Source organism: Archangium sp., assembly GCF_057119385.1.
The window spans coordinates 1-22,656 of the sequence record NZ_DBNGVP010000119.1; the positions used below are offsets into that span (position 1 = coordinate 1).

Genomic DNA, 22,656 nt, shown 5'->3' on the forward strand with positions numbered 1-22,656 from the left:
CCGCGCTCGACCTTGTAGACGATCCCGAGGCCCCCCGCGCCCAAGAACCCCACCACCTTGTAGTCCCCGATCATGTCGCCGATGTCCGGGTGCCTGAGTGTCAGTCCCACGCTCTACCTCACCTCCTGGATGGGGGAGCGTAGCATAACCGCAGGAATACGGTTCAGACAGCGGGACCGGGGCGGCAGGTGGACCCCTCCAAGGCTGGCGACCGCTCCAAGTCGGCCGCCCCACCCACCGCCCCCGTCCCTTCTTCGGGACGGGCCTATTCCTCGCGCATCGGCGCGGCGTCGAGCACGTGCAGCAGTGCACACCCGACCGCGACCTTGGACTCCGGCCACGTCCGCAGGAGCCCGACAGCCTTCCGGGTCTCGGGTGACAGATCCTTGTCGGTGGCAGGCATCTCTCGCGCGCTCATATCCAGGAGCACAGCCGGGGAAACACCCAACGCGACCGCGAGCCTTCGCAGCGCCGGAACGCTCGGCATCATGCCGCCGCGCTCGATGCGCCCATACACGGCCGGACTCATCCTTGCCGCATCGGCTACTTGTGCCTGAGTGAGCCCGAGCGCCTCGCGTGCGGTTCGGGCTGCCTCGCCGAGTCTCTTTTGTAGAAGGTCATCTTCCATGCGGTATGCCTCTCAGATTGATGGCGCCGTTTTCCTTATCACGCTTGCCTTGCTGCCGCCTCTTGTTGAGCCTGGCCAACCCGGTCGCCGTTCCCTTGAAAATGGCGAACTGCTCGTCATCCATCGTTCGCACCAGCCGCAGCAACCGTCTGATCTCCGGCGTCAGTTCTTCGTCGGGTGCCGGTGGGGTTTGAGTGGCTTCCCTTTCGACGAGACCCACAAGCCAGTCCGCAGAGAGCCCAAGTGCAACGCAGATCTTCGTCAGCGTTGGCGTGCTCGGAAGCATGGCGCCTCGCTCCAGCCTCCCATACACTTCCGGCGTCAAACCGACCCGCTCGGCCATGTCCTCCTGAGTCAGTTTCAATTTCAACCGGGCCGCCCGCGCGGCCTTGCCGATTTGAATACTGAGTTCGGTTCGGTTTTTCCCCTTGGTGGCGCCCTCCTTCTTGCCTGGCTTCCCTTTCATTGACCTAACCCTCGTCCTCGTCGGGCGTTAGCGCCGTCCGCTCGATGGGGTTCGCCGTCAGTCGCTTGACCCTTGCGGCAGCTTCGAAAATCGCCTTCAGCTCCGCTGCGGCCTCATCAGCGAGGACCGGCGGCTCTACGGTCCCCAGGTAGACGAGCAGCTCTTCGCGCATCTCGGCGGCAGAAAAACGCTCGCGCGGCTCCGGCTGGAGCGCACGCCGGACAATGGACCGCAAAGGAGCGGGCGCGAACTCAAGCCGGCGTTCCGCTTCCGAAGGGTGAAAACGCAGCAGCCGGTAAGACAACACGTCCAGGCTTAGCTGTGTGGTCCGCTCGGCACGTACAGGGAATGAGAACCCGACCGGGGCACTCTCCACAGGTGTATCGGTCGGGTCGAGCGGGTATTCGGCCAGCAGCATTTCCAGCAGAACAAGCCCGAGCGAGAACACGTCCGCTCTGCCGTCAATCACTCCCCCGATAAGCGGGTCGGCTCGGCTCCCGGTGGACTCCATCACAGCGCGCAGAACCTCGGGCGCACAGTAGGCCGGGTCGCCGCGCAGCAGGCCGGGCGGCGTCTTCAAGCGGTCGCGCAGCTCCGAGTACGCGGCACCGAAGTTCGCGAGCTTGACGCGCCCATCAAACCCGAGACGGATCCGCATGGGACCCACGGCACGATGGACGATGTGCATCGGGTGGCCTTCGCTGCTGAGGCGCTGGTGAGCGTAACCCAGCGCACCCGCTACTTGCGCCGTGACGTATGCCGCAAAGGCGGGCGACAAACGACGCTCCACCAGCAGCGCGAAATCCATCGCGGTGAGGAGGTAGCAACCGCGCAAGTGCTCCATGACCACATAGGCGGTGTCGCCATGGGAAGCGAAGCCGTAAACCCTGGCGATGCCCGGGTGATCCAGGTGCGACGCGAGCTGCACCTCTTCCCAAACCCGCTCACCCTTCTCACTGTCTGAGGACACCTGCACAGGCTTGAGAATGACCCTTGAGCGACGGCCCGTGCTTCCGCCGATGGGGTGCCTCCAGGCAAGAAGAAGCGTGTCGTAGTCCCGGTTTAGAACCTGGGTGTCGTAAACCTCGTATTTGTAGCCCTCGAATTCGAAGATAAGACGCGGGCCGGAGCTGTCCGCCATGTTGTGATCTCCTTACGAAGCCCTACAGCCTGTCGAGGTTGGGGCTGTCCGCACGTCGCCAGCTCTCGCCGTCCGCGCGTATGTAGAATACGCCCATTTCAAACTCAGCCGCGCCTGCCCCGTGGTCGCGAACCTCGACCCTACCCATCCACCGCGCGGGCTCGCCGGTAAGCGCTGCTGCGAGAAAGCCATCCTGACGGAGAAGGAAGAGGCTCCGGTACTCCTGCACCATCCGGCGCAGGTCCCAGCGAGACAGCCCTTGTCCGTGCCGCTCGACGTAGCGCAGCAGCTCGTCGGCAACGTGGCTGACAGGCGAGGACGCCGGGAAAAACGCCGGTAGTCACTCCAAGCCGCGCCTGTGTTCACTCCAGACCGCGCCTGTGTTCACTTGCCTGGGGGCCAGTGCTTGGGACCGGCGGGAAGCTCGCGCGTCGATGCACCGGCGGCGCGGCATTCTCTGGAGTGCGGCCCCTTTTCCAACCCGGAGAGCAACACCAGTGCAGGAGGGGCACCAGCCATGAGCGCGCCCCCCGTTGCCACGGACGCCGCGCCCGCGTTTCTCACGGTGAGTCGTGAAGTTCTCGCCAGTGCAGACGCGCCGGGGTGCCGAGCAGTACGAGCGCGAATTGCGCGCCTCCCTCCTCAATGGAACCTTCGGAAAGGAGAAAGACAACGAGGAGCGCCCTATGACGTTGGCGGAGTTCGCCCCGCGCTTCCTGATCTACAGCGAGAACAACAACAAACACTCCAGCATCGTCAGCAAGAGCCAAATCCTGGAGGCTCACATCCTGCCGTTTTTCGGTGAAATGGCGCTGGCTGCCATTGGCCCGGCGGAGATAGAGGATTTCAAGGCTGTCATGCGCAAGACTTGCCCAAGGGCGGACGCGAGCGGACGGTGGAGCTGCCCGGCTCGGCAGTGGACGCGCTCAAGGAGCACCGGCACCTGCGCGGCCCTTACGTGTTCTGCCAGGAGGACGGTCGGCCGCTTACTGATGGGCTGCTCAAGCTGCCGCTGCGCCGGGCCCTCCAGCGGGCGGGCATCACCCGCGAGCAGGGCCGCATCGGCTGGCACGACCTGCGGCACACCTACGGCAGCCACCTCGCCATGAGGGGGATACCGCTGACGGTCATCAAGGAGCTGATGGGGCACGCGACCATCGACAGGACGGAGCGCTACGCCCACCTGAGCCCGGACACGCGCAGAGAGGCGGTCGGGGTTCTCGACCGGCCCTCTGCGCCCGCGTGCGACATACGTGCAACACGGATGGAGGAAGCCGCCAACCACCCGTAAGCACGGCGTAAAAAAGTGGAGGCGGTGGGAATCGAACCCGCCGCCTGTCACTCCCGGAGCGGGCCTGGCGGAGTCTCGTGGGAGCCTGGCGCTATTGGCGAAGATCGGCCGGCAGCGCTGGCGAGGACAGCAGCTCGCGGAACACCTCCCAGCGCCGCTCGTGCGACGCGCCCGGACCCGCCTTCCGCTCCACGTACTGCTTCACCATGTCACGCCCCAGGTTGTAGTTGATGACGTACGAGCGATTGTGGTCGATGAAGGCCATCCGCTGGGTGGCGCGCTCGGGGGACAGCAGCCCGTAGCGCACGAGCCAGTCGCGCCCCTCCTCCCGGCTCATGGTGCCATCGAGATACCGGCGCGCGACCTCGTTGACCACGTAGGACAGCTTCTCGGTCAGCGCCTCCATCCGCACGTAGTCGGCAGCGCGCTTCGGGTCGAGCCCCGCGAGCGGGAAGAGGACGTCGCGCAGGTACGCCTCCGCATCGGGGAAGACCAGCTCGATGCCATGGTTGGCGCTGCCCTCGGCGATGAGCGACATGGGCGAGAAGAGCGGGTACACCGAGAACTCCACCCAACCGCGCTCGCGCACCAGGTGCTGCTCCAGCAGCGCATTGTAGACGTGGTGGCCGGGATAGCCCTCGTGCGCGGCGAGGTCGATGGCGCGCATGATGAAGAGAGGCAGGTCCGTGTTGATTTGAATCACGCTCTTCGCGTTGCCCTTGAACCAGTTGTAACCGCCCCAAGGCTTGTTGTTGACGTACTCCAGGGTGAACGTCTCGTGGGCGGGCAGCGCCACGTGCTTCAGCGTGCGGCGGCGCGACTCCTCGATGGCGGCACGGAAGACGGCGTCCAGCTTCTCCACGGGAATGACGAAGTCCTTCCGGAAGCGCTCCAGACGCTCGGGCAGTGGACCCTGGCCGGGGACGAGCCGCTCCAGCCCGGCGAGCACCGCTTCGAACTCCGCCTCGGTGTGCCCCGGGTCTCGCGCGGCATAGAGCGCCTGGCTCTCCTCGTCGAACTTCAGCGTCTCTCCCGACAGCATCCGCACGCGCGCGCCGAGGGCCGAGAGCTGGGTCAGCAGGAAACGGCGGCGCATCGCGACCAGTGCATCCCTGGGCACCGGCACCGCTTCCACCTGCTTCACCAGCGCGGCGGTGCGCTCGCCAATCACCGGCAGGGGCAGCTTCGCGGCCTCGGCCTCCTTCGCCCAGGCCTCGGGCCCGTAGTACGCGTCCACGTAGTCGGCGTCATGCTGGCCCACCGCGAGGACCAGCTTCACGTACTGCTCGGCGAAGGAGTCCAGGGCGGGAGGTGTCTTCATCGGCGATTCGGTGGAGGGCTCGGAGGTGGGCGTTGCACCACGCGTGGCGCAGGCAAGGAGCACGGAGGCGAGGACCAGAACGGACACACGTCGGAAGGTCGTCAGCATGGCGTAGCGCCGGTTGTAGACGAACGGCGCCATCCGTTCCAACGGCCGACACCCTGCCCCGGCGGAAGTCGCCGGTAGGAGCCCTCCGGCCTCCCTTCACAGAGCGACGCGCTCCCCCAGCGTGAGCCCTGGCTCCTGGAAGGAGGGGCGTCCCTTCGAGTCGAGCGCGTGCCGCGGGAACTGCTCCAGGTTGTCGGCGACCCGCGCTCCGTATCAGTGTCTCGTCCCAGGCTGAAGCACCCGGAGGCTCCGGGTGCGTCCGCATCCCAGAAATCGATTTCCGGCGGGATTCTTCCGCGGCCGCGCTGCGCCAGATGTCGCAGCCGGTTTCGGAGGCCTGTCGGCTTTTGACTGATAATCCAGTATTCATTCCAGACACTTCAACTCACGCGAGGGGGCCTCCGGCGGCGCCCTCGACAGAGGACAAACATGCATCGGATGCTCTTGATCGCGGTCGCCGCAGTGCTCGGCACGGGGTGTGGTGCGGGGATGGAGGATGCCACCGGCCTTTCGTCGGAGGAGCTGGGGACCCACCCGGCGGAGTTGGCGGCGCTCGAGTACAACGAGGCCAGCGCCTCGGTCGACGTCAGCTACGACATCGTCAACTTCGTCTACGCCCCGGACATGTTCCCGGGTGAGGTGGGGCGTGGCGGCTACCAGGCCTACGGCGACAAGATCGGCCTCGCCGACTACTACTCCGACGGCATGCGGATCGGCGTGCATTGGCGCCTCGGCGACGGCTCGCGTCGTGGCCTCTGCTACTGGACGGGCGGCGCGAACACCCACGGAGGTTGCAACAAGGACTTCGGCGAAGGAAAGCGCTTCGAGTTCCGCGTCGGCCGCTGCAACGGGAGCAAGTACTCGTGCGGCGACCCGGCCCAGAGCGGGACCGGCTGGCAGGACTGGTCGAACTGGGCCTCGACCGGGACCTGACGGAGGTCTCCGCCCTGGGAGGGCCTGTATGCTTGCTCCCGCCCCCGGGCAGCCACCCGGGGACGAGGAGAACGACATGGCAGAGCTTCCGCAGGGCCGCGGGCCCATACCGGGGATGGCGGCACTACGGACGGCGGTCGATGAGCACGCTCGTCCTGCCCCACGTCCCCGGCGAGGAGCTGTTCGAGCTGGGGATGCTCGGAGGCAACGTCGAGCGCCGCTACCGCAAGCTCCGGCCCGAAGTGGAAGCGCTCCCCTGGGGGACGCTCCGGCCGGAGGCGTTTCCCGAACACCTCGTCCTCGCGGCGCGGAGGGCCTGGACCGAGGCCGCCTTCCAGGAACACCGCACCGCCGCCGCGTGCACCGCGACGCTGCAGGCGCTCATCGCCGCGCGGGCGCCCCTGGATCTCATCGCCATGGCCTGCCGCTTCCCGCTCGACGAGATGGTCCACGTCGAGCTGTGCGCGCGGCTGGCGAGCGAGCTGGGTGGAGGCATCCCCCTCCTGCATGATCCGCTGGCCATGATTCCACCGCCCCGGCCGGGCCGTGCGCTCGCCCAGGCGGCGGAGCTCGTCGTGCGCTACTTCTGCGTGGGCGAGGCCATCTCCATCCCCCTGCTCCGAGGCACCTGGCGCGCCGCGACGCACCCGCTGGTGAAGGCGGTGCTGGGGCGGATCGTCAAGGACGAGGCCGCGCACGGACAGTTCGGGTGGATGTTCCTGGACTGGGCCCTGCCCCTGCTGGAGGAGGACGAGCGGGAGGTGCTGCGTGAAGCGGCGGGGAAGACGATCGCCGCGGTCCGGGAGAACCAGGCCCGCATCGCCGCACAGGGAGAGGGAGAGCCCGCGGCCATCCATGCCCTCGGGTGGATGAGGTCGCGGGCGTACATGGACCTCGCGCGCAAGTCGATGGAGACCGAGGTGCTCGCGCCCTTGAGGGCACGCGGGCTCGAGCCTCGCTGACGCGTCATGCGCGGGTACCTCACGGGCAGCGCGGTCGAGCTGGCGGTGTTCCGCATCACCGTCTTCGGCGTCGTGCTGCTCTCGCGTGACATCTACGAGGCGCCCGCGTGGGCCACGGCATCCGCGGCCCTGCGAGCCGCTCCCGGAGGCCTCGCGTGGCTCGCGCCCCACCTCCCGATGTCACCCGCCTGGGCCTGGGCCGCGCTCGGCATCCTCGTCCCCTCGGCACTCCTCTCCGTGCTGGGGCTGTTCACGCGGGTGGCGACCGTGCTCGCGGCGCTCTCGTTGGCCTACGTGCTGGCGGTCCCCCAGTTCTCCGGGACGGTCATCCACACCCACCACCTCCTGTGGTTCGCGCTGTTGCTCGCGGCGAGCCCCTGCGGCGATGCGCTCTCCGTGGACGCCTGGCTTCGCGCGAGGAAGCACGGCCTCCAGGCCGCTCCGGACGAAGCCCTCCTCTGGGAGCAGCCCGCGCCCACCGCGCATCAGAAGACGCGGTAGATGGCGCTCTCGAAACACATTGCGCGCAACTTAATTGCGAACAATATTGATGATGACTGGACCGCTCGCCGCGCGAGCTCCACGCACATTTCCTGGAGGACTCATGTCTCGAGACGTCGCCGTGGCACGCCCCAGTGTCCTGAAGACCGTTGCGCGCATCTGGCTGGGAGCCTCCCTGCTCCTCGCGGGGGCGGGCCACCTCACGTGGGCCCGGACCGAGTTCCTGGCCCAGGTCCCGAGGTGGGTGCCGCTGGACGCCGACTTCGTCGTCCTCGCTTCGGGCGTGGTCGAGCTCGTGCTCGGCGCGGCGCTCCTCTTCGCGCGCCGCCTGCGCCCGCAGGTGGGGTGGGGGGTGGCCGCGTTCTTCGTCGCGGTCTTCCCGGGCAACATCTCTCAGTACATGAATGGCATCAACGCGTTCGGGCTCGACACCGACAGGGCGCGGTTCATCCGGCTCTTCTTCCAGCCCGTGCTCGTCGCCTGTGCCCTCTGGTCCACCGGCGCGTGGGAGGCCTATCGCGCGCGTCGAAGCGCTCGCAGTGACGCCTCCGCCGGTGGCACCTCCGCGTAGACTCGCGCGGATGAACGCGAATCTCCATGCGCTGGGGGCCATCGCCCTGTGCCGCGCTCGCCGCGCTCGCCACGGCGAGGATTCCCTGGCGGAGTGGGCCGTTCACGATTTCCGCTAGAGTGCGTCCCCAGACACCCCCCACGTGAGGACGCATGGAAACGCCAGGCGTGATCAGCCGTTGGAACGATGACAAGGGATTCGGCTTCATCCGGCCCAAGGCGGGGGGGCAGGAGGTCTTCCTGCACATCTCCGCGTTTCGCGGCAACCGGCGGCCACAGACCGGGGACCCGGTGAACTTCGTCGCCGGCAAGGACCCTCAGGGCCGCCCACGTGCCGAGCACGCCTGGCTGGCCGGGCTGGCCACCGCCGAGCCGGAAGCCCGCGGCAAACCGCCCGCCCAGGTGAGCTGGGAGCAGGAGCGGCCAGAGGGGGAGGACCGTCCCATGCGGAACTCCACGGCGAAGTGGGTCATCTTCCTGGCCCTCTGCGCGCTGCCGGCCTCCGTCTGTCTCCGGCAGTACTTCGCCGGGCACGCGGGCGCGCTGCTGTTCTTGTTGGGATACCCCCTGGTCAGCCTGGCGACCTTCGCTCTCTACTGGGACGACAAACGGAGCGCCACGCGCGGCAGGTGGCGCACGTCCGAGGCGATGCTGCACTTCTTCGAGCTGATGGGCGGCTGGCCGGGGGCACTGATCGCCCAACAGACGTTCCGGCACAAGACCCGCAAGGTCTCGTATCAGGTGGTGTTCTGGGCCATCGTGCTGGCGCATCAGGCGTTCTGGGTCTTCATCGCCAGCGTCACGCCGTCGAGAGGCGGATAGACCCGCCAGGGTCGAGGAGTCCTGACGAGATGCCCTGAAATACAACGGGCCCCAGGCTCCGGGGAACCTGGGGCCCTGACATGGAGAGCGCGGAGCTCAGGGGAAGAAGATGGGATCGTACGGCCAGGGGTACGGCGGGGGGTAGAAGATGATGGTCACGAGCCCCTGCACCTTCGCGGGCGCGGAGTTGTTGGTGACCGTGTCATTCCCGAGCTGGCCGTAATAGTTGTAGCCCCAGGCCCACACGGTGCCATCCTGCTTGCGCGACGCGGAGAAGTAGCCGCCCGCATCCACCTCCGTGCCGGGCTCGAGGCCTGCAATCTCCGCGGGCGTGTAGCGAGTCGTCGTCGTCCCATCGCCCAGCGCGCCGTAGGGGTTGTAGCCCCAGCTCCACACGGAGCCATCCGACTTCACGGCCAGCGTGTGGTAGTAGCCCGCCGAGACGTCCACGACGCCGCCGATGCCCGTGGCCTGCACGGGAGAGAGGCGCTGGGTGGTCGTCCCGTCGCCCAGCCCGCCGTAGGGGTTGTAGCCCCAGCCCCACACGGTGCGGTTCTGCTTCACCAGCAGGGTGGAGTAGGCGCCCGCGCTGATGGCCAGACCATCGCTGATGCCCGGCACCATCACCGGAGTGTAGCGGGTGGTGGTCGTCCCATCGCCCAGCGCGCCGTAGGCGTTGTAGCCCCAGCCCCACACGGTGCCGTCCTGCTTCACCACGACGGAGTGATAGATGCCCACGGCGAGATCGAGGACGCCGCTGAGGCCAGACACCTGCACCGGCGCGTTGCGGGAGACGGCCGTGCCATCGCCGAGCTGGCCGTAGGCGTTGTAGCCCCAGCTCCACACGGTGCCATCCGCCTTCAGCGCCAGCGTGTGGTAGCTGCCCGCGTCGATGGCGATGACGTCGGTGAGACCCGCCACCTGCACGGGCGTGAGGCGCAGGGTGTTCGTCCCATCGCCGAGCTGGCCGTAATAGTTGGAGCCCCAGGCCCAGACGGTGCCGTCCTTCTTCAGCGCCACCGAGTGAGAGCCGCCCGCGGAGACGGCGATGACGCCATTGAGGCCAGACACCGTCACCGGCAGATCCTGGTTGGTCGTCGTCCCGTCACCGAGCTGGCCGGAGCCGTTGAGGCCCCAGGCGCGGACGGTGCCGTCCCGCTTCACCGCGAGCATGTGGCTGGTGCCCGAGTCGATGTCGGTGATGTTGCTGGCCAGCGCCGACACGGGCGCGGAGCGGTTGGTCGTCGTCGTATCGCCGAGCTGGCCGTAATAGTTGTAGCCCCAGGCCCGGATGGAGCCGTCCTGCCGGGTGGCCACCGTGTGGATGCTCCCGGCGGAGATCGTGGTGACGTTGGTGAGGTTGGACACCTCCACCGGAACGAGGGCATTGGTGGTGGTCCCGTTGCCAAGCTGGCCGTAGTAGTTGTAGCCCCACGTCCGCACGGTGCCGTCCGGCATCAGCGCCACCGTGTGCGAATCCCCCAGGGAGAGCGTGGTGACGTTGTTGATCAACACCGGCACCGGAGTGGTGCGGTTGGTGGTCGAGCCATCCGCCAACTGGCCGTTGCTGTTGTTGCCCCAGCCATGGACGATGCCGTCCTGCTTCATCACCAGGGTATGTCCGTAGCCGGCGAAGACACGGCTGACGCCGCTGATCGGCACCAGCACCGGCGAGAGGCGGTTGGTGGTGCTCGCATCGCCGAGCTGGCCGAAGTAGTTGTAGCCCCAGGCCCGGACGGTGCCGTCCTGCCTCACGGCCACCGTGTGGTAGCTGCCCACGGCCAGGTCGATGACGGAGGTGAGGCCCGGCACCTGCCCCGGCGTGGTGCGCTGGGTGGTCGTCCCGTTGCCCAGCTCACCTTCGTAGTTGTAGCCCCAGGTCCAGACGGTGCCATCCGCCTTCAGCGCCGCCGTGTGATAGGCACCCGCGCCAATGGCGATGACGTTGCTGAGACCGGACACCTTGCGCGGCATGAGGCGGTGGGTGGTCGTCCCATCGCCGAGCTGGCCGTAGTAGTTGTAGCCCCAGGCCCAGACGGTGCCGTCCTCCTTCAGGGCCACCGTGTGAGCGGCACCCACGGAGATGTCCACGACGTTGCCCAGGCCGGGCACGGTCACCGGCGAGTGACGCGGGGTGACCGACCTGTCACCGAGCTGGCCATAGTAGTTGTACCCCCACGTCTGCACGGTGCCGTCCGCCTTCAGCGCCGCCGTGTGATTGGAGCCCGCGGCCACCATGGGGCACACCTGCCGCACGTGCTTGTAGACGGCCCTGGAGGCGTCCACGCACACGGCGGTGCCCCCGCTGTACATCACCATGGGCCAGATCTTCACCTCCAGCACGTGCGGGCCACAGGCAACGCCCGACATGCTGACGTTCCAGATGTCCTGGGTGTTGGTGCGATCCTCGACGGTGATCAGCTTTCCATCGAGCCGGTACTCCAGCCGCGCCCCGTTGGACAGGTCGGACACCGCCCAGGTTCCACCGCCGGCCAGCGTGCCCTCGTAGGAGCTGGCCCCATCCATGGTGAGGCTGGTGACCGTCAGGCCCGCGCAAAGCGCGGCCTGCGCGGTGCCCAGTGACTCCTCCTCGGAGGGCAGCCCTTCGGGTGGTGCACCACAGGCGGCCAGCAACAGGCCCCCCAACATGACTCGGAACGACGAACGGATCAGCTCTTGGAACATGTACTCCCCCCTCTGGACCGCGAGGTGTAGAAGTACAGTTGTACACGAATTACACGGAGAAGCAAGTATTCCGCGAATAGCGGTCTATGCCATCATTCGCGGGTGGAGAGGAGCTCCAACAGCAGACGCGCGGTCAGCTTCGCGGTGCGGGCGTTCTCGTCGTGCGGAGGAGAGAGCTCCATGAGGTCGGCGCCGAGCAGCCGCGGCTCGGCGGAGACGGTGCGCACCACGTCGATCATCTCGCGCGAGGAGAGGCCGCCCACGCCCACGGCGCTGACGCCCGGGGCCACGGCGGCATCCGCCGCGTCGATGTCCACGCTGAGGTAGAGCGCATCCGCGTCCCGCATGATGTGGGAGAGGGCCTCACGGGCGATGGGCACGGCCCCGCGCTCGGCGATGTCCTCCACGGTGTAGATGTGGACGCCCTGCTCGCGGGCCCAGGACAGGTAGTAGCGCGAGTTGGCGAAGTGGCGGATGCCAAGCATCGCGGTGCGCGCGCCGGTGAGGATGGGCGTCTCCAGGGCGCGGCGGAAGGGCGTGCCACTGGAGAGCGAGGCCTCGTCGTCGTACTCGCGCACGTCCAGGTGGGCGTCGATCGTCACGAGCGCCAGGCGCAGGCCAGGACGCGCGGCGGCGAGCCCGCGAATCAGCGAGCCGGTGAGGCCATGGTCTCCGCCGATGAAGAGGGGGCGCGCGCCCGAGGTGAAGAGGTTGCGCGAGGCCTCCTCGACGCGGGCGTGCGTCGTGGCGCCGTTCATGGCGGCGAGCGTGAGGTCTCCCATGTCCACCACCTCGCCCAGCTCGCGCTGGCCGTCGAAGGAGCCATAGGAGCCGAGGGCCTCGCGCAGGGCCTTGGGGCCGAAGCGGGCACCGGGCCGGGAGGGGATGCCGCCGTCATAGGGCAGGCCGAGCAGGACGGTCCGGTCCTGGAGCGGCGTGCCGGGCGTGAAGGCGCGCAGGAGCGCGGAAGCGCGGGGGTCCCGGGCATCTGCGGCCGGGCGCAGGCCAGCGAGCGGGTCGTGCGGAGTATCCAAGGTCGGCTCCGTGTAGGGTGGAGGTGTCTCGTCTCTCGGGCCGCATCCTTGCCACGAATCGCGCCCGCATCGAAGTGTTGCAACGGAAAGGAGCCCCTCATGAAGACCTCGAAGTTCCGCCTGCTCGCCCTCTCGCTGAGCTGCCTGACCGTGGGAGCCGGCGCGTGCGGCACCAGCGAAGCGGCCACGAAGAAGCCCACGGCGGCCCCGGGCGCCCCCTCGTCCCTGGCGGCCGAGATGGTGGCCGCGCACAACCAGGCCCGCGCGAAGGTGAAGCCCACGCCGTCGCAGGCCCTGCCCCCGCTCACCTGGTCCCCCGAGGCGGCGAAGGTGGCGCAGGCGTATGCCAGCAAGTGCGAGTTCGAGCACAACAAGAACCGGGGCAAGCAGTTCGGGGAGAACCTCGCCGCGGCGGCGCCCCCGGGCTCGAAGACGAACGCGCAGGTGGTGGAGGACTGGGTGTCCGAGGTGGCCGACTACTCCTACGCGACGAACAAGTGCGCGCCGGGCAAGGTGTGCGGCCACTACACGCAGGTGGTGTGGCGCAACACGACGCACGTGGGGTGCGCGACGGCCCTCTGCACGAAGAACTCGCCCTTCGGCGCGCAGTTCCCCACGTGGCAGCTCTGGGTGTGCAACTACACGCCACCGGGCAACTTCGTGGGCCAGAAGCCGTTCTGAGCCATGCGCTTCGATGCCTACCTGGTGGTGGACTGGAGCGCCTCCAGCACCCCCAAGCGCGGCCGGGACAGCATCTGGTGGACGGTGGCGGCGTGGACGCGGCGCGGGCTCCGCCTGGAGCGGACCGGGAATCCCTCCACCCGCGCCGAGGCGCTCGAGTCCATCGGCACCCGGCTCGCGCGGGCCGTGGCGGACGGAGCGAGTGTGCTCGTGGGCTTCGACTTCGCGCTCGGCTATCCCCGGGGCACGGCGGCGGCGCTCGGGCTCGGGGGCGAGCCGTGGCGGGCCCTCTGGGACGAGTGGAGCCGCCTGGTGCGCGACACGCCGGACAACGGCAACAACCGCTTCGACGTGGCCGCGGCCTTGAACCCGCGCATCTCGGGAGGCACCGGGCCCTTCTGGGGCCATCCGCGAGGACAGGCCTTCCCGTCCCTCACGGCGACCCGGTCCTTCACGTATCCAGTGCGTGGGCTCGCGGAGAAGCGCCTCGCCGAGGCGCGCCTGCCCCGCGCCCAGCCCGTCTGGAAGCTCTGCGGCATCGGCTCCGTGGGCAGCCAGACGCTGCTGGGGATTCCCCGTGTGCGTCAGCTCCTCGAGGATCCCCGGCTCGCCGGACACCTCCAGGTCTGGCCCTTCCAGACGGGGCTCACCCTGCCCTCGCGCGTGCCGGGGAAGGCACGGCTCATCCTCGCGGAGGTCTACCCTTCCCTCCTCACCGTCCCGGCCCGCGAGGGCCTCGTGAAGGACCAGCTCCAGGTCGAGGCGCTCGCGCGGCACTTCGCCACCCTCGACGCGGAGGGGACGCTCGCCTCGCTGTTCAGCCCCTCACTGGAGTTGGAGCCCGCTCAACGGGCCGCCATCCTCCACGAGGAAGGGTGGATACTGGGCGTCCGCTGACCCGGCCCCACCGGAGAGACCATGCCCGAGGAACGCTCCCAGCAGCTCTACATCGCCGTCCTGCTCTACGAGTCCACGTCCGAATCGGGCGGCAAGAAACCCCTGTACGAGGAGTCGTTCGTGCTGATCCAAGCAACGAGTGAAGAGGAGGCACGCGCCCGGGCGGCGGACCACGCACGCCGGCAGGAGGCCCGATACGAGAACGCGGAAGGGGAGCACATCCGCTATTCCCTCAAGCATGTGGTCGATGTCAGCCCCGTCCTGGACGGCGACTTGAAGGACGGCGCGGAGCTCTACGCGCGTCACTTCAGGGATTATGGCGCGTACCATGCCTTCGAACCGCTGCTGGGAGGCTCGGTCGACTGATGAGAAGATTCCTCTCCTTCATCGTGGCGGCCGTGGCGTTCTGCGCCACTCCGGCCGGGCAGGGCCTGGACTTCATCCCGTCCGCTTCCGCCGCCAACTGTGTCGCCAGTGAGAACCTCGAGGAGAAGGCGCTCTCCTTCATCGGCCGATGCCGCAAGGGCAGCATCCACCGGGAGTTCCCGGGCGAGCTGGCGGCGGAGTCGCTCGGCGCCATCAAGAATGGCGCCTCCGCCACCCACAAGAAAGCGTGGAAGCTGCTCAACGACAAACGCTTCGCCAAATAGCCCCGAACGGCCTCACCGCTTCAGGTTCTCCTCCAGGAAGCCCTTCACCTGCTCCCACGCGGCGGCCGCGGCCTCGGCGTCGTAGCGCCCCGGGGCCGAGGGGTTCGCGAAGGCGTGCGGCGCGTCGTACTTCAGGATGCGGTGCGCCACCCCCGCGTCCGCCAGCGCCTCGTCGAACTCCTCCACCACGTCGTTGGGAATCGACTCGTCCTTCGTCCCGAAGATGCCCAGCACCGGCGCCTTGATCGTCTTCAGCTCGTCCACGTTCAGCACCGGCCGCCCGTAGTACATCACCACCGCGTTCAGCTCCGGAATCGTCATGCCCGCGCGCAGCGACCACGCGCCTCCGAAACACCAGCCGATCACCCCCGTGCGTGTCGACTGCACCCGCGAGGCCGTCATCAGGTACTGGTGCGCCGCCTCGAGGATCTCCTCCGAGCGCTTCGCATCCACCGCCTTCATGGCCGCCATCGCCTCCTCGGGCGTGGCCGCCACCTTGCCCCCGTACAGGTCCACCGCCAGCGCCGCGTAGCCCTGCGCCGCCAGCCGGTCCGCCCAGTGCATGATGTGCTCGTTCAGCCCCCACCACTCGTGGATGACCAGCACCCCCGGAATCGGCGGCCGCGCGTGCTCCGGCAGGCTCAGGTAGGCCCTCGCCCCGGCGATCTCCAACATCTGCCCCTTGCGCGGCGGCGCCGCCTCCGCCTTCAGCTCGTGCAGCGCCTGGAACTCCTTCTCCGTCAGGCCGCCCAGCTCCTCGCGCCGCTCCTCCGCGCCCCCCTTCTCCGCCCCCTGCTTCGCCGCACAGCCACTCCACGACAACAGCACCAGCGCCACACACCCCAGCATCGTCCGCAGGCTCATCCGCATCCTCTCCTCCGGGCCGCTCTCCTCGGGCCCTCGAGCGCGCTCCGGCGTAACGCGCCCCCACCCGCCCGCGCCAGGGCTCCGTGAGGCCCCCACCCCCGGGTGCACGAAAGACGACGGGCCACCGGGGCCCCCCGTGAGGGAGGCAACCCGATGGCCCGCGAGAACCCCTCGGCCCCGAAGGACTACTTCTTGGCCGGCTGGCCGCCCGGAGCCGCCGGCTGGCCGCCCGGAGCCGCCGGCTGACCCGGCGCCGTGGGCTGGCCCGGCATCGCCGGCGCCGGGGGCGGCTCGTTCTTCTGCACGTCGAGCAGCTCCACCTCGAACACCAGCGCCGAGCCACCGGGGATGCCCGGCGTGCCGCGGTCGCCGTAGGCCAGGTCGGACGGGCACACCAGCTTCGCCTTGCCGCCCACCTTCATCTTCGCCACGCCCTCGGTCCAGCACTTGATGACGCCGTTGAGCGGGAACTGCGCCGGCTCGTTGCGCTTGTACGAGCTGTCGAACTCCTTGCCGTCCGGCAGCGTGCCCCGGTAGTTCACCTTCACGATGTCCGTCGGGCCCGGCTGCGCCCCGGTGCCCTCCGTCAGCGACTTGTAGATGAGGCCGGACTCGGTGCGCACCGCGCCCTGCTCCTTGGCCGCCTGCTCCAGGAAGCCCTTGGCCTTCTCCTTCTCCTTCTCCGCGCGAGCGGTGGAGCGGGCCCGCGCCAGCTCCGGCAGCTTCGGCCCGAAGGCCTGGATGTCCACCACGGGCTCCTTGCCCGTCACCTGCGCCGTCAGGCCCGCCTTCACGAACTCCAGCTCCTCGGGCGTCATGTCGAAGACCTGGATCTGCCGGCCCAGCGTGAGGCCGAGCGCGTAGAACGTCTTCTGATCATCCGTCTGCGGCGCCGCCGCGGCACCACCGCCGCCGCCGCCACCGCCCTGCTGCTGACAGCCCGCCACGGCGAGCATCACCGCTACCACCAGAAACTTCCTCATGTGTCCTTCCTTTCCAACCAGGGCAGCGACCGCCGCCCATGCCGGCGCCCTTATACAAGAAGAAAGCGGCGGTCCGGCGGGGGAGCGGAACGTTCTTATCTTTTTCCGGTGAATCGGCCCCCGGACAGGCGGAATGCCCCGCCTCGCCCCCGGGGGCTGATCCAGCCCGTACCAGGGAGGCACCCGATCATGGACATCGACGTGCGGCGCGTCCTGGACTCCCTGGGAGACCCCCTGCTGGCCCTGGATCGCTCGGCTCGCATCCTCCATGCCAACGCGGGGCTGAAGGTGTTACTGGGCTGGTCCCGCCTGGAGCTGCTGGGCCGGCCCGTCTCCACGGTGCTCCCCGGAGGGCTGCCCGGGTGGCCCCGGGAGGAGCCGGCCCCCCGTCCCATGTCCGCCCAGCCCCAACGGGTGACGGCCCTGGGCCGGGATGGACGTCCCCAGGAGGTGGAGGCCCGGCTGTCCCCCTGGCCCTGGGGGAAGGGGGAGGGCCTGGTCATCGTCTCCCTGCGCTCGCTGGAGGCGCAGGTGGAGCTCGAGCGGCAGCTGCGGCTGAGCCAGCGGGCGCAGGTGCTGGATGCCGCGCTGGCGCAGGTGTTCTCGTCCGCCGCGGACGAGGAGGAGGCCGCCTACGCCGTCCTGCGCGCCTGCGGGGAGCTGGAGGGCTGGACGCTGGGCACGTACTGGCGGCTGGAGCGGGAGGCCGCCGGACGGGTGCCCCTCACCCTCTGGACGGTGGACGGCGGCCTGCACGACTTCGTGCAGGACACCCTGCGGTGCACCTTCGTGCCCCCCGAGGGGCCGCCGGGCCAGTCCTTCACGCACCGGGAGCCCCTCTGGAGCCAGGACGTGGCGCGGGACGTGCGCTTCCCCCGCGGGGACGCGGCGGCGCGGGCCGGGCTGCGCGGGGGGCTCCTCGTGCCGGTGCGGGGCGGCAACCGGGTGCATGGCGTGCTGGAGCTGCTCAGCCGCGCCCCCCGGGAGGACCGCGTGGCGGACGAGACCCTGGGCAGCGTGGTGGGCTACCACTTCGGCCGCTTCCTGGACCGGCTGCACCAGCTGGACCTGGAGCACACCCGCGACGAGACCCTGCGCTCCCTGTGGGACTCGGACCTGCTGGGGCTCTTCACCAGCGACGGCCAGGGCCGCGTCCTGGATGCCAACTCCGCCCTGCTGCGGATGCTGGGCTACTCGCGGCGGGACGTGCGCGAGGAGTGCCTCACCTGGTCCGAGCTGACGCCCCCGCGCGAGCGCGTCGTGACGGAGGGCGCCCTGCGGCGGCTGCGCACCGACGGCAGCTTCCACTCCCACGAGGGCACGCTGATGCGCAAGGACGGCAGCGGCGCGCCGGTGCTGCTGGGCTCCACGGGCCTGGGCGAGGGACGGGTGATGACGTTCGCCCTGGACCTGTCGGACTGGAAACCCACGGAGTCTCCCGTGCCCCAGGAGATGGATGCCCGGCTCCACGCGCTCATCGCCCACGCGCCCGTGGTGCTCTTCGCGCTGGACCGGGACGGCCTCGTCACCCTCTCCGAGGGCCAGGGGCTGGAGACGATGGGCTTCAAGCCCCGCCAGGTGGTGGGCATGTCCGTGTTCGACCTCTACCGCGCCGAGACCAGCGTGCTCGCCAACGTGCGGCGGGCGCTCTCCGGGGAGGAGTTCTTCTCCGTGGAGACGCTGAGCAACGGGAGGATGTACGAGACGCACTGGGTGCCGCTGCGCGACCCCGAGGGGCGGCTGACGGGCACGCTCGGCCTGGCGGTGGACGTCACCCAGCGCGAGCGCGAGACGCGCTGGAGGGCCCGGCTCTTCTCCGAGGCGCAGGAGGCCCGCACGGAGGCGGAGCGGATGGTGCGGCTGCGCGATGAATTCCTCAGCGTCGCCTCGCACGAGCTGAAGACGCCGCTCACCTCGCTGAGCCTTCAGCTGCACACGCTGCTCCAGCGCGCGCGCCAGGGCACCCGCCCCGAGGACGCCGAGACGGCGCAGCGGCTGGAGAAGGCGCAGCGGCAGCTGCACAAGCTGGCGCGGATGATGGACGAGCTGCTGGACGTGTCCCGCCTGGCCGAGGGACGGCTGCGGTTGGAGCTGAGCGACGTGGACCTGGTACAGGTGGTGCGCGAGGTGCTGGAGCGCCTCCAGGAGGAGGCCTCGCGCACGGGCTCGCGCCTGGAGCTGCGCGCCGACGGGCCGGTGGTGGGCCGCTGGGACAGGACGAAGCTGGAGCAGGTGGTGACCAACCTGGTGTCCAACGCGCTGAAGTACGGCGCGGGCGCACCCGTGGAGGTGCAGGTGCACTCCAGTGGAGCCATGGCCCTGCTGGAGGTGAAGGACCACGGCATCGGCATCGCGCCCGAGGACCTGGAGCGCATCTTCGGCAAGTTCGAGCGCGCGGTGCCCGTCCGCCAGTACGGCGGATTTGGACTGGGGCTGTACATCGTCCGGCAGATCGTGGAGGCGCTGGGCGGAGGCGTGGACGCGGAGAGCACCCCGGGCCAGGGCGCCACCTTCCACCTGGTGCTGCCACTGGCGGGCCCCGAGCGCCAGCGGGAGCCGCCGTCTCCCCAGGTGGGACTGCACTGAAGGGGCTCGGCTGCTCGCACCCCCAACGCGTGGGCGGAGGGACGGTCCACGGGTGGAGGGAAGACCGTATAGTGTCCGGCAACGCGTTCACGCGCGGTGCATGAGCATGTCTGGATGCTGTGTGGCGCCCCGTTCGTGATACGGCGGCATACCCGGGTTCTTGGGAGGAGCCGTGCAAGCAGGGGACGCGCCGCGCACCAGCGTCTTGCTGGTGGATGACCAACCCGCCGACCTGATGGCCCTGGAGCGCCACCTGGAGCCATTCGCGCTGCACCTGGTGAAGGCCTGCTCGGGAGAGGAGGCCCTGCACCGCCTGGAGGACGAGGACTTCGCGCTCGTGCTCATGGACGTGCGGATGCCGGGCCTGGACGGATTCGAGACGGCCCGGCTGCTGCGCGAGCACGAGGCCCAGGGCCACGTGCCGCTCATCTTCCTGACGGGCTCGCCGCCCGAGGAGCACACGCTGGCGTACAAGAGCGGAGCGGTGGACTGGCTGCGCAAGCCGGTGGAGCCGGAGATTCTGCGGGCCAAGGTGCGCGTCTTCGTGGAGCTGCACCGCGAGCGCGAGGAGCTGCGGCGCCAGCAGACGGAGCTGCGGGAGCGGGAGCGGGAGGTGTTGGAGGAGCGCAGCCTGCGGGCCGAGGCGGAGCGCGAGCGGCTGGTGGTGGAGCTGCGCGAGGCGGTGCGCCTGCGCGACGAGTTCCTCTCCGTGGCGAGCCATGAGCTGAAGACGCCGCTGACGCCGCTGGCGCTGCGCCTGCAGTTGATGAAGAACGGGCTGCGCACGGACGCGCTGGACGTGGAGCGGCTGCGCGGGCACGTGGAGGTGGCGCACGGGCAGGTGCGGCGGATGGCCTCGCTGGTGGACAGCCTGCTGGACGCCACGCGCATCACCAGCGGCCGGCTCACCCTGCGCCGCGAGCGGGACGTGAACCTGGCGGCCATCGTGCGCGACGTGGCCGCCGGCTTCGAGACGCAGGCGGAGCGCGCGGGCTGCGCCATGGAGATAGAGGCGCCCGCCCGGGTGCTGGGCCCGTGGGACGTGCTGCGGCTGGAGCAGGTGGTGGCCAACCTGCTGTCCAACGCGCTCAAGTTCGGCGCCGGGGGGCCCGTGCAGGTGCGGCTGGCGGAGCAGGAGGGGTGGGCCCGGCTGACGGTGCGCGACGAGGGCATCGGCATGGACGAGGAGGTGCGCGCGCGCATCTTCGGCCGCTTCGAGCGGGGCGTGTCGGAGCGGCACTACGGGGGCCTGGGCCTGGGCCTCTTCATCACCCACGAGGTGCTGCGCGCCCTGGGCGGCCACATCTCCGTGGAGAGCACTCCGGGAGGGGGCTCCACCTTCACCGTCGAGCTGCCGTGCTCGTGTCCCGAGGAGGCTGGCGGAGGACCCCGCCATGATGCCTGAGACACCGGAGGCCCGCGGCCCCCGGCGGGTGCTCGTGGTGGATGACAGCGCGCCCGACCGGCTCATGGCCGTGCGCGCCCTCACCCGGGCCTTCCGCGGCCTCCAGGTGGACTGGGGCTCTACATCGTGCAGGAGATCGTCCACGCGCATGACGGGACCATCACGGTGACATCGGATGAGCGGGCGGGGACGACGTTCACGTTGCGGCTGCCGCGCCATGCGCTGACGCCGAGAGGCCCTGGCGGGTGAGCACCGGCCGCGAGGAGTGGTAGACCGCGAGCCCAGGAGGAGGAGACATGACACAGGCCTCGATTGGAGTGGGCGTGGCGCGGGTGGAGGTGGAGGTGACGATCTCCGCGCCGCGGGAGCGGGTGTGGAAGGCGCTGGTGGAGGAGACGGGCCAGTGGTGGCCGAGGGACTTCTACGTGGGGCGGGAGCCGAAGGGCTTCATCCTCGAGGCGCGTCCGGGAGGACGGGTGTACGAGGACTGGGGAGGGGACGCGGGGGCGCTCTGGTACACGGTGCTGGTGGTGGAGCCGCCGGCGGTGTTGGAGCTGGCGGGGCACCTCACTCCGGCGTTCGGCGGGCCGGCGACGACGACGGCACGGCTGACGTTGAAGGAGCAGGGAGACACGACGGTGGTGCGTGTGGAGGACGCGGTCTTCGGGCGCGTGGACGAGAACACGAGTCCGAGGCTGCGCGAGGGCTGGCGCACGCTGATGGGAAGCGGAGGCCTGAAGGCCCACGTGGAAAAGCAGACACCGTAGAAGAGAAGCCGTGGAACCCACGCCCCCTGTGACACGAGAGAGAAGGGCCGGTAACGCAGTGGCCACTGGACCTTCTTCATACGTCGCAGCGTAACAGGTCGTCCTGGATGCGACATCTGCTAGGGTTGACTCTGGAGGTATTCCACCCTGGCACGACTCCTACCGTGGTTCTCGCTCGTTCTCCTTCTGACGGGAACGGCAGCAGCAGCGCAGCCCCAGCCCCCCGTCCGCGAGCCACAGCAACGGCAAGTCGTCGTCCCCAGTGGCCCCCATGAGCCGGCGCCGGAGGTGCACGTGGCGGCGAACGTCGCCACGACCCTCGTCTTCGACGCCCCCATCGATCGGGCCTCGGTTGAAGTGCCGGAGCGCGCGACACGCTTCCGGTTGGTGGATCCGGGCGAGCGCACCCTCTTCCTCGAGCCACTCGTCGCGCCCGAGGATGGGGAGCGGCTGGTTGTACGGGTGCGATACAAGGACAGCGGTCCCCCGGTGTACGCCACCGTCGCCCTCGTCTCCCACCCCGTGCTGGTGGACACCCGGGTGAATGTGGTGCGGCGCCCGCGCACCGTCGAGGCGTTGGAGGCGGCGCTGGCGGAGAAGGAGGCGGAGCTCGCGGCGCTCAAGGTCGTGAATGGGCCTTCGGGCTTCGTGTTCTCAGGCCGGCTCACCTTGGCTGGCGTGAAGGCCCGCCCCTTCGAGGGGTCCTCCACCGCCACTCAGAGCGGGCTGAAAGTGGCGGGGGGCCAGGGGTATCGCGCTGGGCTTTGGGCACTCGCCGTCGTCCGTGTGCACAACCTCCCGGGGGAGAAGCCCTGGGCGCCACAGGAGGCGCGGCTCAGCTTGGCGGACGGAACCCGGGTGAAGGTGCGCTCCGTGGACATGAACAAGGTGCAACTCTTGTCCGGTGAGGAGGGCCTCGTGGCGGTGGAGACGGAGGCCCCCTTCTGGACGATGGACAACGTCCTCCGCCTGGAGCTGCTCGACAAGAGCGGCGGCCGGCACCTCTCCATTCCCAATGTGCAACTGTAGGAGCGCTGGCTCATGACGGAAGCCCTGCACCCAGACCACCTCAAACCCGGCGATATGGTGGGGCCCTGGCTCATCGTCGCGGTGCTGGGCCGTGGAGGCTCCTCCCGCGTCTTCAAGGTGGAGCGTGACGGCCAGCCGTACTCCATGAAAATGGGGCTGCTTCCCCTCAACCCATCCACGGAGGCGCTCACGGAAGCGCAGTACGTGGAGGAGACGAGCGCCTGGCGGCGCCTGGCGCGCGAGGCATCAGCCCTCTTCACCTACTCCTCCCACCCCAACCTGCTGCGCGTGTACGCGGTGGACTTCTGGCCCCATCCCACCCAGGGCTA

General features: G+C 69.3%; 23 protein-coding genes and 2 pseudogenes. 17 read left to right on the plus strand and 8 right to left on the minus strand.

Translation table 11 applies throughout. The features are described 5' to 3' along the window. Positions 1-265: 265 nt before the first annotated feature. From AC16DP_RS29200 to AC16DP_RS29210, 3 genes are read right to left on the minus strand one after another with little or no spacing between them, the layout of a single operon-like run. The gene (locus AC16DP_RS29200) at positions 266-628 is read right to left on the minus strand and encodes a helix-turn-helix domain-containing protein (protein ID WP_329725743.1); all 363 of its coding nucleotides are present in this window, start codon (positions 626-628) and stop codon (positions 266-268) included. Continuing rightward, the gene (locus AC16DP_RS29205) at positions 618-1,094 is read right to left on the minus strand and encodes a helix-turn-helix domain-containing protein (protein ID WP_329725744.1); all 477 of its coding nucleotides are present in this window, start codon (positions 1,092-1,094) and stop codon (positions 618-620) included. Before AC16DP_RS29205 ends, AC16DP_RS29200 begins: the two co-directional genes overlap by 11 nt. Positions 1,095-1,098: 4 nt before the next feature. Next, complete coding sequence (locus AC16DP_RS29210; protein ID WP_329725745.1) at positions 1,099-2,235, minus strand: serine/threonine protein kinase; 1,137 nt, start codon at positions 2,233-2,235, stop codon at positions 1,099-1,101. Between the two features lie 569 nt (positions 2,236-2,804). On the opposite strand from AC16DP_RS29210, the pseudogene AC16DP_RS29215 reads away from it, so the two are divergent. Then, a pseudogene (locus AC16DP_RS29215) lies at positions 2,805-3,526 on the plus strand (tyrosine-type recombinase/integrase); the annotation flags it as partial. 91 nt (positions 3,527-3,617) lie between these two features. Here the strand turns inward: AC16DP_RS29215 and AC16DP_RS29220 are convergent. Further along, positions 3,618-4,988: a hypothetical protein gene (locus AC16DP_RS29220; RefSeq protein ID WP_329725746.1), complete on the minus strand. Its 1,371-nt coding sequence runs from the start codon at positions 4,986-4,988 to the stop codon at positions 3,618-3,620. A gap of 396 nt (positions 4,989-5,384) precedes the next feature. On the opposite strand from AC16DP_RS29220, the gene AC16DP_RS29225 reads away from it, so the two are divergent. The 5 genes from AC16DP_RS29225 to AC16DP_RS29245 all read left to right on the plus strand — a co-directional run bounded on the left by AC16DP_RS29225 (position 5,385) and on the right by AC16DP_RS29245 (position 8,743). Next, entirely contained in the window at positions 5,385-5,888 is a 504-nt protein-coding gene (locus tag AC16DP_RS29225) for a hypothetical protein (protein WP_329725747.1), read from the plus strand. A gap of 140 nt (positions 5,889-6,028) precedes the next feature. Next, on the plus strand, positions 6,029-6,850 hold the full coding sequence (locus AC16DP_RS29230; protein ID WP_329725748.1) for a hypothetical protein: 822 nt from the start codon (positions 6,029-6,031) through the stop codon (positions 6,848-6,850). A gap of 6 nt (positions 6,851-6,856) precedes the next feature. Next, positions 6,857-7,351, plus strand: a complete 495-nt coding sequence (locus AC16DP_RS29235) for a hypothetical protein (RefSeq protein WP_329725749.1) — start codon at positions 6,857-6,859, stop codon at positions 7,349-7,351. A gap of 103 nt (positions 7,352-7,454) precedes the next feature. Further along, the gene (locus AC16DP_RS29240; protein ID WP_329725750.1) at positions 7,455-7,922 is read left to right on the plus strand and encodes a DoxX family protein; all 468 of its coding nucleotides are present in this window, start codon (positions 7,455-7,457) and stop codon (positions 7,920-7,922) included. A gap of 167 nt (positions 7,923-8,089) precedes the next feature. Further along, positions 8,090-8,743, plus strand: a complete 654-nt coding sequence (locus AC16DP_RS29245; protein WP_329725751.1) for a cold shock and DUF1294 domain-containing protein — start codon at positions 8,090-8,092, stop codon at positions 8,741-8,743. A gap of 96 nt (positions 8,744-8,839) precedes the next feature. On the opposite strand, the gene AC16DP_RS29250 is transcribed toward AC16DP_RS29245, so the two are convergent. Continuing rightward, on the minus strand, positions 8,840-11,428 hold the full coding sequence (locus AC16DP_RS29250) for an RCC1 domain-containing protein (RefSeq protein ID WP_329725752.1): 2,589 nt from the start codon (positions 11,426-11,428) through the stop codon (positions 8,840-8,842). 92 nt (positions 11,429-11,520) lie between these two features. Beyond that, a complete protein-coding gene (locus AC16DP_RS29255; protein WP_329725753.1) occupies positions 11,521-12,462 on the minus strand; it encodes an agmatinase family protein in 942 nt (313 codons plus the stop codon). A 99-nt stretch (positions 12,463-12,561) separates the two neighbouring features. Here AC16DP_RS29255 and AC16DP_RS29260 point away from each other — a divergent pair, with 99 nt between their 5' ends. From AC16DP_RS29260 to AC16DP_RS29275, 4 genes are read left to right on the plus strand one after another with little or no spacing between them, the layout of a single operon-like run. After that, on the plus strand, positions 12,562-13,143 hold the full coding sequence (locus tag AC16DP_RS29260) for a CAP domain-containing protein (RefSeq protein ID WP_329725754.1): 582 nt from the start codon (positions 12,562-12,564) through the stop codon (positions 13,141-13,143). Positions 13,144-13,146: 3 nt separating this feature from the next. Further along, positions 13,147-14,040 (plus strand): hypothetical protein, encoded by an 894-nt coding sequence (locus AC16DP_RS29265; protein WP_329725755.1) that lies wholly within the window; start codon positions 13,147-13,149, stop codon positions 14,038-14,040. 21 nt (positions 14,041-14,061) lie between these two features. Next, entirely contained in the window at positions 14,062-14,406 is a 345-nt protein-coding gene (locus tag AC16DP_RS29270) for a DUF4288 domain-containing protein (RefSeq protein WP_329725756.1), read from the plus strand. Beyond that, entirely contained in the window at positions 14,406-14,690 is a 285-nt protein-coding gene (locus AC16DP_RS29275; RefSeq protein WP_329725757.1) for a hypothetical protein, read from the plus strand. The genes AC16DP_RS29270 and AC16DP_RS29275 overlap by 1 nt, the downstream gene beginning before the upstream one ends. Positions 14,691-14,702: 12 nt before the next feature. Here the strand turns inward: AC16DP_RS29275 and AC16DP_RS29280 are convergent, their stop codons facing one another. Together AC16DP_RS29280 and AC16DP_RS29285 are read right to left on the minus strand one after the other, a co-directional pair. Continuing rightward, entirely contained in the window at positions 14,703-15,554 is an 852-nt protein-coding gene (locus AC16DP_RS29280; RefSeq protein ID WP_329725758.1) for a dienelactone hydrolase family protein, read from the minus strand. Positions 15,555-15,742: 188 nt separating this feature from the next. Then, positions 15,743-16,540, minus strand: coding sequence for an FKBP-type peptidyl-prolyl cis-trans isomerase (locus AC16DP_RS29285; protein ID WP_329725759.1), 798 nt, complete (start codon positions 16,538-16,540; stop codon positions 15,743-15,745). A gap of 189 nt (positions 16,541-16,729) precedes the next feature. On the opposite strand from AC16DP_RS29285, the gene AC16DP_RS29290 reads away from it, so the two are divergent. The 7 genes and pseudogenes from AC16DP_RS29290 to AC16DP_RS29320 all read left to right on the plus strand — a co-directional run. Then, positions 16,730-19,126, plus strand: a complete 2,397-nt coding sequence (locus AC16DP_RS29290; protein ID WP_329725760.1) for an ATP-binding protein — start codon at positions 16,730-16,732, stop codon at positions 19,124-19,126. A 172-nt stretch (positions 19,127-19,298) separates the two neighbouring features. Continuing rightward, positions 19,299-20,531, plus strand: coding sequence for a hybrid sensor histidine kinase/response regulator (locus tag AC16DP_RS29295; RefSeq protein WP_329725761.1), 1,233 nt, complete (start codon positions 19,299-19,301; stop codon positions 20,529-20,531). Further along, positions 20,521-20,700: a hypothetical protein gene (locus AC16DP_RS29300; protein ID WP_329725762.1), complete on the plus strand. Its 180-nt coding sequence runs from the start codon at positions 20,521-20,523 to the stop codon at positions 20,698-20,700. The genes AC16DP_RS29295 and AC16DP_RS29300 overlap by 11 nt, the downstream gene beginning before the upstream one ends. Beyond that, the gene (locus AC16DP_RS29305; protein WP_414640663.1) at positions 20,658-20,780 is read left to right on the plus strand and encodes a hypothetical protein; all 123 of its coding nucleotides are present in this window, start codon (positions 20,658-20,660) and stop codon (positions 20,778-20,780) included. Before AC16DP_RS29300 ends, AC16DP_RS29305 begins: the two co-directional genes overlap by 43 nt. 47 nt (positions 20,781-20,827) lie before the next feature. Next, positions 20,828-21,298: an SRPBCC family protein gene (locus tag AC16DP_RS29310; protein WP_329725763.1), complete on the plus strand. Its 471-nt coding sequence runs from the start codon at positions 20,828-20,830 to the stop codon at positions 21,296-21,298. Positions 21,299-21,445: 147 nt separating this feature from the next. Next, positions 21,446-22,327 carry a DUF2381 family protein gene (locus AC16DP_RS29315; protein WP_329725764.1) on the plus strand — a complete coding sequence of 294 codons (882 nt, stop codon included), beginning with the start codon at positions 21,446-21,448 and terminating at the stop codon, positions 22,325-22,327. A 12-nt stretch (positions 22,328-22,339) separates the two neighbouring features. Then, positions 22,340-22,656: pseudogene (locus AC16DP_RS29320) on the plus strand (serine/threonine protein kinase); the annotation flags it as partial.